This is a genomic window from Cupriavidus phytohabitans, assembly GCF_000426345.1.
Classification (GTDB): domain Bacteria; phylum Pseudomonadota; class Gammaproteobacteria; order Burkholderiales; family Burkholderiaceae; genus Cupriavidus.
In genome coordinates this window covers 22,554-32,543 of the sequence record NZ_AUFE01000061.1, presented here as the reverse complement: position 1 = coordinate 32,543, position 9,990 = coordinate 22,554, and the positions used below count along the sequence as shown (strand labels likewise).

The 9,990-nt window shown below is 66.3% G+C and carries 5 protein-coding genes and 2 pseudogenes; 2 read left to right on the top strand and 5 right to left on the bottom strand.

What is annotated here, in order from left to right:
* Positions 1-186 (top strand): annotated as a pseudogene (locus K309_RS0128030) (IS256 family transposase); the annotation flags it as partial.
* A 42-nt stretch (positions 187-228) separates the two neighbouring features.
* Positions 229-468, top strand: a pseudogene (locus K309_RS40525) (integrase core domain-containing protein); the annotation flags it as partial.
* 298 nt (positions 469-766) lie between these two features.
* On the opposite strand, the gene oxlT reads toward K309_RS40525, so the two are convergent.
* From oxlT to pgaA, 5 genes are all read right to left on the bottom strand, one after another.
* Entirely contained in the window at positions 767-2,089 is a 1,323-nt protein-coding gene (gene oxlT / locus K309_RS0128020; protein WP_029049454.1) for an oxalate/formate MFS antiporter, read from the bottom strand.
* Positions 2,090-2,918: 829 nt separating this feature from the next.
* Positions 2,919-3,413, bottom strand: coding sequence for a poly-beta-1,6-N-acetyl-D-glucosamine biosynthesis protein PgaD (pgaD, locus tag K309_RS37685; protein WP_051320649.1), 495 nt, complete (start codon positions 3,411-3,413; stop codon positions 2,919-2,921).
* Positions 3,395-4,747 (bottom strand): poly-beta-1,6-N-acetyl-D-glucosamine synthase, encoded by a 1,353-nt coding sequence (pgaC, locus tag K309_RS0128010; protein ID WP_029049453.1) that lies wholly within the window; start codon positions 4,745-4,747, stop codon positions 3,395-3,397. Before pgaC ends, pgaD begins: the two co-directional genes overlap by 19 nt.
* Positions 4,744-6,762, bottom strand: a complete 2,019-nt coding sequence (gene pgaB / locus K309_RS0128005) for a poly-beta-1,6-N-acetyl-D-glucosamine N-deacetylase PgaB (RefSeq protein WP_051320648.1) — start codon at positions 6,760-6,762, stop codon at positions 4,744-4,746. Before pgaB ends, pgaC begins: the two co-directional genes overlap by 4 nt.
* Positions 6,763-6,775: 13 nt before the next feature.
* The gene (pgaA, locus tag K309_RS0128000; RefSeq protein ID WP_232232515.1) at positions 6,776-9,286 is read right to left on the bottom strand and encodes a poly-beta-1,6 N-acetyl-D-glucosamine export porin PgaA; all 2,511 of its coding nucleotides are present in this window, start codon (positions 9,284-9,286) and stop codon (positions 6,776-6,778) included.
* Between the last annotated feature and the right edge of the window lie 704 nt (positions 9,287-9,990).

Here is a 9,990-nt window from a genome sequence, read left to right as displayed (position 1 = left end):
ATGCAGTTGCGCAAGATCATCAAGACCCGTGGCCACTTCCCTTCGGATGAAGCGGCGATCAAGTTGCTGTGGCTAGCACTGCGCAACGTACTGACGAAGTCCGTTCGCACGACTTATGACTGGAAGTCCGCCATGAACCAGTTTGCTATCCTGTATGGGGAGAGATTTACCGCGGCCCGAGGCTAACAAAATTCAAAACCGCCTCGCACACAAAAATACGGACAGGTCCGACATGGGCTGACCTGCTCCATGACCGATGGCTACGACTGCTACCAGAACGCCATGGCAGAACGCATCAACGGCATCCTCAAAAGTGAATTCCTCCTGAACCGTCCAGCCGATCTGCAGCAAGCTGCTCGTATGGTGAGGGAGTCTGTACACATCTATAACCGCGAACGACCCCATCAGGCCCTGGAATACAAAACGCCCAATGATGTTCATCGGGCGTCTGTTGCCGCGGAGCGATAGGCGCCGAATGGAGCTACCAAACCTGTCAACCTATGTCAGGACTTGACACTTACCCCAACGCGTCGCCTCATATCCGCTTCCTGTTCGTCAGGCCAGCGCTTTGCCTCGGGCTTCCTTCAGACCCCCGGTCACCCGGGGAACCCTTGCCTCTGGCTAACACTTCCCCTTGCCGGGTGTGTAGGGGACTTTCACCCCCAAGCGAGTGCGCCCTGCCGGGCGCACAAAAAAAGCGGGCTTCCGGAGAAGCCCGCCCAGCCAACTACCAGTGGATCGGTCTATCTGAAGCGCAGCGCGTGGATCAGGCCGCCACTTGCGCGCCGGCTGCGGCAGATTCCTTCGCAAACTGCTGCCGCGATGTCGCAACGTGCGAGGCAAGCACCGGCCGCAGCACCATGATGGCAAGGAACGCAGCGGTCAGGTCCATCGCCGCCACCGTGTAGAGCACCGTCGACCACGTGCCGGTGGCTTCCATCAGCAGGTTGCCGATCGGCACGAACAGTGCGCCAATGCCCTTGGCGGTGTACAGCACGCCGTAGATCTTGCCGATGTGCTTGGTGCCGAAGGCATCGCCCGCCAGTGCCGAGAACAGCGAGTAGACTTCGCCCCAGGCCAGGAACACCACGCCGGACAGGATCAGGAAGGCGTACGGGTCGCTGCCGAAGTAGCCCAGCGCGATGATGCCCAGCCCTTCGAGCGAGAAGGCAATCACCATCGTCTTCTCGCGGCCGATGTTGTCCGAGATCCAGCCGAACAGCGGACGCGAGATGCCGTTCATGATGCGGTCAAGCATCAGGGCGAGCGGCAATGCGGCCATCACGAAGAAGTGCAGGTCGACCTGGAATTCCTTCACGCCAAGGTCCTTGGCGATGACGCCGAGCTGGGCCACGGCCATCATGCCGCCAGTAACCACCAGCACGAACATCACCAGCATCAGCCAGAACAGCCTGGTGCACAGCGCTTCCTTGAGGGTGTAGTCGCGCGTGGCCTGGGCCAGCTTCTTCGACGCCCGCACCTCGCCGGTCTTGGGCGAGCGCAGGAACCACGCCGCCACGAAGGCCAGCGCCCCTTGCAGCAGGCCGAAGAACAGGAAGGTGTGCTGGAAGCCCTGCGACTCGATCATCGCCGCGATCGGCAGGATGGTCGCCGCCGAGCCCGCGCCATAGCCGCCGGCGGTCAGGCCGACCGCGAGGCCGCGGCGGTCCGGGAACCACTTGAGCGCGTTGTTGATGCAGGTCGCGTAGATGGAGCCCACACCCAGGCCGCCGACCGCGGCACCGAGGTAAAAGCCCATCAGCGTAGTCGCCTGCGAGTTGATGACCCACGCCGCGCCGATAAAGAGCGCGCCGAAAGCCACCATCATGCGTGGCCCGAACTTGTCGATGAAGTAGCCCTCGATCGGCGCCAGCCAGGTCTGCACCAGCACGAACACGGTAAAGGCGATCTGGATGCTGGCGCGTGACCAGCCGTAGGTTTCCTGGATCTCGGGCACGAACAGCGTCCAGGCGTACTGGATGTTCGCGGTGGCGATCATGCAGACCACGCCGACGATCAGCTGGATCCAGCGCGTGGACTCCGAAGCCCCTTGATTGGGGCGCAGGGCCCCTGCCGTTGCATTACTCATAGCGCGCTCCTTGAACCGTGTGTTTCGGGAAATCCGTGGGAATGGACGAAGGTGGGGACGCCATGCGCGTCAACTTGCAGGTGGCTCCTGGCATTTACTGTCTCCTGTGTCGTTGGCATTTACTGCCTTTTATTGCGACGCCATATCGACGTCTCCCGCACTCACCTGTTTTCAAAACTACGAGACGCGATGGGATACACAGTATGTGATATATCAAGTAAGTACAAGTCGACCGGCAGCAGGGTTTTCACTAGCCCGATGATTAATGAGGAATATGGCTGGGAAAACGGATTCAGGATATTCACGCATCAGTGAGCAAGACGCATGAATAAGTGCGTCATATTCCCTGAAATCCAATGCCGGAGCGGCTTTGAGGGAAGTATTGACGACTTGGCAGAAAGCATGTCAAATGCTGACCAACCCCGAAACATTGCGATTTTGTAATGTTCCGGGAAAAATCAGGGTTTTTACCAACCAAAATCAGAAGGCGGTGAAATAAGATTCCTGATTAATATCGATTATGAATAATCAAGGATAAAAAAAAGCCCGCAGGCGTCCCGGCGGGCGGAGTCATGATGCGGGACATCAGCCGCAGCATGTCCCGTATTTATAAGTGATTATCCGGAGCAAATAAACAAGGCCGCGACTAGTGGATTACCCGTTGTGTGTCCGATGGCACGAAGGCCTCCCCCCGGCTGCCACGAAGCCCGCTGTGCGCCGCCGGGCGCAACGTGCCACTGGCAAGCGGCGCCGCCAGCGCCCCGAAACAGCCTGTCGGCCGAGACGTGCTGGCGTTTGGTGGCCTGGACAAGCGCTGCGAGCTATCCAATCACGCCACACAAGCTTCTGCCGAAGCTGCCACTGCAGGCTTGACCGGAGCCGCAATCCATTCGTAACCCAGCCGGACGCCGGCGATGCCGCCGTCGTGGTCGTGATCGATAACCGCCACCCGGGCCTGCTGCAGCGCATCGACGCGCTGTCCCGGCAGGCCGAAGCTGGCTACCAGCTCGTCGTCGGCCAGCGGCGGCAGCGGCTTGCGGCGGTCCATGCCGGCGAAGCGAATCTGGTTGTACAGCGCCCACACCAGCAGCAGCACGCCGTTGAACACGCCCACCAGCACGTACGCCGACAGCGTGCCCATGGTGGGCATCATCGCGGACCAGAATGGCACGTCGAGGCCGGTCGACGCTCCTACCAGGATGTCACGAATGCCGCTGGCGAACAGGTAGAAGAAGCCGGCCCACGCCAGTGCGGTCAGCACCGCGTCGAAGGCCCGGCGCAGCGGTGCGCGCCGGGTGCGGATGATCATGTTTTCGGGATGCATGACGATTTCATCGATTGGATGCCGCGATCGGGACTGTCCCAGCGCGCACGCTTGCGCCGGGTCTTGAGCATGACCTTGGGAAAGGCCAGCAGCGTGGTGAACATGCCGACCAGCCAGTACGCCAGCGGGTACCAGATGATCCAGTAAAGCGTGCGCGCCAGGCGCGGCTCGTAGCGCCGGTCGATCGCCACGCTGATCATGAACTGCAGGATGCAGACGGCCGCCAGCACCATGCCGGTAAAGCCCGGCGGCATCAGCTTCTGGATGCGGATATGCTCCGGCAGCGCGATGAAGTGGCCCAGCGCCCACAGTACGATCGACATGGAAAAGGCAAAGGCCCAGCCCGCCGACAGGCAGTACTCCGCCATCAGCGGCCACAGCCGGCGGTGGCGCCAGATCCAGATCGAGCGCACGTTTTTCATGAACACTTCGGCGCCGCCCTGGGCCCAGCGCAGCCGCTGCTTGAACAGGCCGCGCACGGTCTCGGGCATCAGGATCCAGCACAGCGCGCGCGGCTCGTAGAAGATCGACCAGTGGTCGCGCTGCAGCTTCCAGCTGATATCGATGTCCTCGGTGATCATGTCCAGGCTCCAGTAGCCGACGCGGTCCAGCGCGCGGCGGCGGAACGCGGCAACCACGCCGGATACGGTAAAGACCTGGCCATAGACGCGCTGGGTGCGCTTGATCAGCCCGATGATCGACGAGAATTCGCCAACCTGGATGCGCCCCACCAGTGTCGAGCGCGTGCGGATGCGCGGGTTGCCGGTGACCGCGCCCACGCGCGGGTTGGCCACCATCGGCGCGACCAGGTAGGCCGCGGCGTCGGGGTCCAGCGCCGCGTCGCCGTCAATGCAGACCAGGTATTCGCCGCGCGCGGCCAGCGCGCCCATGCGCAGCGCCATTGCCTTGCCCTGGTTCTGTGCCAGGTGCACCACGCGCAGCCGTTCATGGCGCTGCGCCAGCGCTTCCAGCACGGCGCCGGTGCCGTCGCGCGAACCGTCGTTGATGGCGATCACTTCGAAGTTGGGATAGCGCTGCCCCAGCGCGGCCAGCAGCGTCTCTTCGCCACTATGCTCCTCGTTGTAGCACGGCACCAGGATCGAGATAAACGGCGTGCCGGGAACTTCGGGCGCCACGCGATGCTCGCCCCACTGCCATTTGCGCTCCCAATGCAGCCAGAAGTACACGCCGCCGGCCATCCACAGGCCGGACATGAACAGCGGATAGAAGAACACGAAGGCCAGCAGCAGGTCGCCGGTGGCAAGCGCGGCCAGCGCGAACGGAAGCGCCAGCGCCAGGCACAAGATAACCAGGGCAAACAGTCTTTCGATCATGGTGCGGGGTACCAGGCGTTAGACAGCGCCGGGCGGATCACGTCGAGCCGGGGCTGGTTGTTCAGGAAGTCGTCGGGGTAGTAGCCGAAGCTGCGCGCGCCGCGCCGCTGCAGGCGCTGCATCCAGCCGGCAAGTACCGTGCTGTCGACCGGCGTCTCTGGCTTGCGCCAGTCGCGCGCCTGCAGCTCGAACACCGTGCGCCGCAGCGCGCCGGGGCGCTGTGCCACCGCGTCGACGATGCGGTCGAGCCACTGGTTCTCCTGGCCGCGCGGCACCTGCTCCATGTACGGCATCGCCATCGGCGCGGTCCAGTCGTACGCGGCCAGGAAGTCGTCGAGGTTCTGCGCGAACCAGGCTTCGCTCTCCGGCTGCAGGATGGGCATGGCGAAGATGTTGCGCGCGGTCTTGATCGCCGGGCCGCGGATAGCGCGCACGCGCTGCGTCAGCTCCTGCGTGAACTCGACCAACGCACGGCTCTTCATGCGCGTCCAGCGCTGCATGGTTTCCGGGTCGGCGCGCAGCGCGGCAACATTGTCCGGCAGCCCTGCCTTGCGGTACGCGGCCAGTGCCGGCGCGCTGGCGTCCTCGAAGTCGCCAAGGATGGCGTCGTCGTGGAACAGCAAACCCTGGAATAAGGCGTGGCGGGCCAGGTCTTCATAGACCTCGGCGATGCGCTGGCGCGCCACCGGGTCGAACGGCGACAGGCGGCGGTACTGCTTCGCGTCGACCTCGGCGCGGCTGGCGGCCGGATCCCAGCGCGTCACGCGCGGCAGCGATGGGTCCATGTCGAAGCTCAGCACCGGCATCCAGGCGTAGACCTTGACGCTGGTGCGGTTGCCGAGCTGCCATGCCACGCGGTTGAACAGGTCGGCGCGCATCGGCAGCCAGCGGTTCGGGAAGTACACCGACCTGACCACGCCGTCGCCGTCTTCGTCGGAGAAGGCCTGCAGGAAGACCGTGTCGATCTTCAGGTCGTAGATGCGCTGCACCAGCTGGTCGAGGTTGCGGTTGAGCTGGGCCGGATCCTGGTCATAGACGTAGTCCAGGTCGACGTGCGCGACGCGCATGGCGCTCGGCTCTTCCATCGTCGCCACCGACTGCGCGAAGGCGCGCAGGCCGGGGTCGTCGGCAAGCAGCATGCGCGCGCCGGACATCAGCTTGTCGACCCTGGCCAGGCCGTCTTCCAGCGTCAGCGCCATCTCGTAGCCGTTCTCGCCGATGATGCGCAGCGCGGTGCCGCCTTCGGCGCCATATGGCCAGATCCACACGCGCACCGGCTTGCCGGTGACGTCATGGATTTTTTTGGAGATGCGCTGCACGTCGGCGCGCACGCGCGCCTGGTAAGCGGCGTCGGTCTCATAGCGGCCGGTGCCGGCGTCGAAGCCGCGCACCGCAGCGGCCGGCTCGGTATTGCCTTGCGGGTTGGCGTTGATGCCGTAGTGCAAGGCGTCCGTGTGCGCGCCGATCTCGACCAGCCCGGAGGCGGATATCTCGCGCAGTTGCTGCCAGGTCAGCAGACGGTCCCGCGCGGTCGGCGTGCCGCCGAAGTCGACCGGCTGGCCCGCCGGCGTGTCGAGCCATGCGCCAACCGGCGCCAGCACCGCGGGCCAGCGGTAGGCCTTCAGGATCGGCAGCACGCGCGCATGGAAGCTGCGGTAGCCGTCATCGAAGGTCAGCAGCACCGCGCGCGCCGGCAAGGGCTTGCCGCCGCGGCGCGCGGCCAGCACCTGGTCGACCGAGACCGCCTGGTAGCCGTTCTCGCGCAACCAGGCCAGCTGGCCGATCAGGTGGTCGGTGCGCACGCTCAGGTAGGCCTGGTCGGGGTCCTTGTCTTCGACGTCGTGGTAGGCCAGCACCACCAGGTGGTTGGTGGGCCAGGGCTGTTCGGCGGCGGCGAGCGGGCGCTGCGCCGGCGGCGTGAACACCGGGATGTCCTTGGCGCAGCCGGCCAGCAGGCACGTGGCGAGCAGCAGCCAGAACAGGCGGCGCCAGGCGCGCTGCGGGAATCGAATCATGGCGGGCTCCGGGTCAGAATCGATAGGTCAGGTCGAACACGATGCGCAGCTCGCGCTCGCGCTGGCCGTCATACGGCCGGCTGGTGGCGGTGACGGTCGCGCCCATGTCGAATACGTCGTTGGTGCGGAAGCGCTGGCCGTAGCCGAGCAGCAGGATCGCGCCGGTGCCAAAGCCTTGCTGGCTGTACGTGCCGGCGCCCGCCAGAAACTGCTGCTCCCAGGCGGTCTCATAGCGGCGGTACAGCGTGTGCGTGAGCCGGGCCGACGGCAGCACCGTCAGGTCCGCGCGCGGGCTGTAGTACGGCACGTCGGTGCGGCTGTTGCGCGAACTCCAGAGGTCCACCAGCAGGTCGGCCTTCAGGTGCGGCGCGGTGTAGACCCGCTGCATGCCGGAGATGCCGCCTTCGAGCCGGTCATTGCCATCGCTGAAGTGCGACGGCGCCACCGTCAGCATCCACTCGCTGGCCTCGCTGGCGCGCCAGCGGCCGTAGACCTGTACGTTGTTGGCGTAAATGCCGTTGAGCAGCGCCTGCAGCGGCGTGGCGGTCGAGCGCATCGCGGCCGAGGCGCCGATGCGCCAGCGGTCATCCAGGTCATAGTCCAGCGCGACGCGGCCGCCCTGGCGCGCGCCATAGCCATACCCGTGCATGGACAGCTCGGCTTCGATGGTCAGGTCGCGCACGCGCCGCTGCACGCCGGCGCGGGCCCAGCGGTAGTCGACACGCCCTTCGTCGAAACGGCCGGTGGCATAACCCACGCCACCGAAGGCGCGCCAGTCGTAGTGGATCGGCGGCGTGTACAGCACCGACTCGATGCCGAAGTTGCCGTCGCCCACCACCGGGCTGTCGTTGGCCAGGCCGCGATAGCCTTCGATGCGCAATTCGGCCTTGTTGTGCACGGCCCACTCGCGCGCCAGGCGGCGCGCGGTCAGGTCTTCCGGGAAGCGCGCCAGGGTATCGTCGCGCAGCATCTCCGCCTGGCGCCATTCCTGCAGGCCGAGCGCGGCGTGGCCCTGCTGCACTTCCACCGCGAGCGCGCGCGGCGCCAGCGTTTCGGCGGCCTTCAGTTCCTGCTCGGCGGCGCGCGGCCAGCCGCGCGCCAGGTAGACATTGGCCAGGCCCGCGCGCAGCCCGGAATGGCCGGGCGCGTTGCGCACCAGGTCTTCCGTGCGCTGCTGGGCCTGCGCGGTGTCGTCGGCCTGCAGGCGCGCGAGCGTGGCGGTCTGCTCGGCGGACAGCCACAGGTCGTTGGGCCGGCGCGCCGGCTGGCCGCGCACCCAGCGCCATTGCGGTTGCTCGGCGCGGGCCTCGCTCACCGCCTCGCCCGCGGGGTCGAGGGCTTCGGCTTCGGCGTTGGCGTAGTACAGGCCGGTCTGGGCCTTCAGGCGCGTTTCGGGGTCGAGGCCGAGCGGATAGGCTTCGCGCACCTGCCGGAACAGTCCGGCGGCCTGCCCGGGGTGGCGCAGGTAGAGGTAGGCCGAGGCGACGTCGCCCAGCGCGTAGACGGGCACGGCGACGCCCTCGGCGCGCAGCGCCTCGTAGCTGTCTACCACGTCCTGCATGCGCAAGCGCGCATGCAGCGCGCCGAGGCGGTCGATGCGGGCGCGGCGGTACAGCGCCTCGCCCTGGCTGTCCTGTGCGCCTTTCAGCGCGGGCAGCAGCGCATCGTAGCGCGCCAGCGCGCGGTCGGCGATGGCAAAGCGCTCGGCCTCCATCCGCGTGGGCATGTCGGCGAGCCGCACCAGTTCGGCGGCGGCATCCAGTTCCAGCGCCTGCCGGGCCGCGGTGTCGAATAGTGTCTGATGCTCTCCTGCAACGCGCAGCGCGGCGTCGGGCAGGCCGGCGCGCTGCAGCGCGGCCACGTATGCGCGCACGGCATCGGCGCGCTTGGGTGCACGGGAATAAGCCTGGTCGGCCTCGAACAGGGCCTCGTATGGTTCGCCGGCGCGGGACTGCGCATAGGCCAGCGCGAGACGGCTGTCGACATCATCCGGCTGCCTGCGCACCAGTGCCTGGCCCGCAGCGACGGCTTGCGCGGCCTGGCCGCTGTCGGCCAGCGCGCCAACCTCGCCCAGCGCGAACACCGGCTCGGCGGGGAAGCGCTGGCGTCCTTCGCGGTAGCGCGCCAGCGCCTCGTCCCAGCGCTTCTGGTCGCGCAACGCGCCCGCCGCCGCGGCCAGCACCTGCGGCGGCGCGGTGCGCGCGGTGCCCGCCTGCTCCAGTTCTCCGTAAGCGGCAAGCACCTCGTCGGAATGTCCGGCCCAACCGGCGATGATGATCCGGTCATGCGCCGCGCGCCGGTCCGAGGGTGCGCTGGCCACGCGCTCGCGCAGCATCGCCAGCGCACTGCCGTAGTCGCCGGTGCGGGCGCGCTGGATCAGGGCATCGTATTCAGCGTCTGCCTGCGCGGGTGCCGGCATGCAGCAAAGTGCCGCCGCCAGGCCCGCCGCGAGCCCGGCCGGCATGCGCCGGCGCCAGGCCTTGCGCCGTGCGGGACCGGTGCCGGCACGCGAAGGTTGCGTCATCAGTGAATCCATGGGATTCGCAGCCTGTCTCTTCTAATGCCCGAGCGCCGGCCCGCCTGCTGGAAGCGTGCGCGCGCCTGGGGTCCGTTATCGGCAGATGACATGCGGCACGGAGACACGGAACCCGCTCAGGCCTGGCCGCAGGAGAGAGGCGGCAGGACAGGCCTACGGGATCCGGCGGGCACCGAGGAACCACGCCGGATGGCCAGCCCGCGATGGGCATGGCGTCGTGCAGACGCTACCGCCGCCGGTGGCGGGGTGCGTTGCCGCAAATCGGGAGAAATTGTAATCGCGCCGCGAAAATCAAATCGTGAACATTCGCAAACACATTTAACAACTCGCATCGAATTCCCGGTGCGAATTCTGGCCGCACTGCGCGACTCAGGACAATACCCGTTCGGGGGAAACGCAGCTCCGGACGCAGTGCCTTGCCCGGCGGGCTCAGCGCCGCAGGGACTTCCGGATAAAGCAGTAGTCTCGGGCCGGGCTTTGCCGCGACTTTCGGCAATGTCAGACATAAGCGCTTGCGCACGAATATCTTTATGAATTCGCAGGCTGGCCGCGGCCCCGAATTCCATAAATCAGTCATATGAAGGATTTATGATCGATTGGATGTCGTCCAGGGGGCGGAGTACCACTGGCCCGTCCTGACCACGTAGTCGCCGGCGTTCGTTTCCAGGCCAGGGACGCGGTCGGCCTCTGCC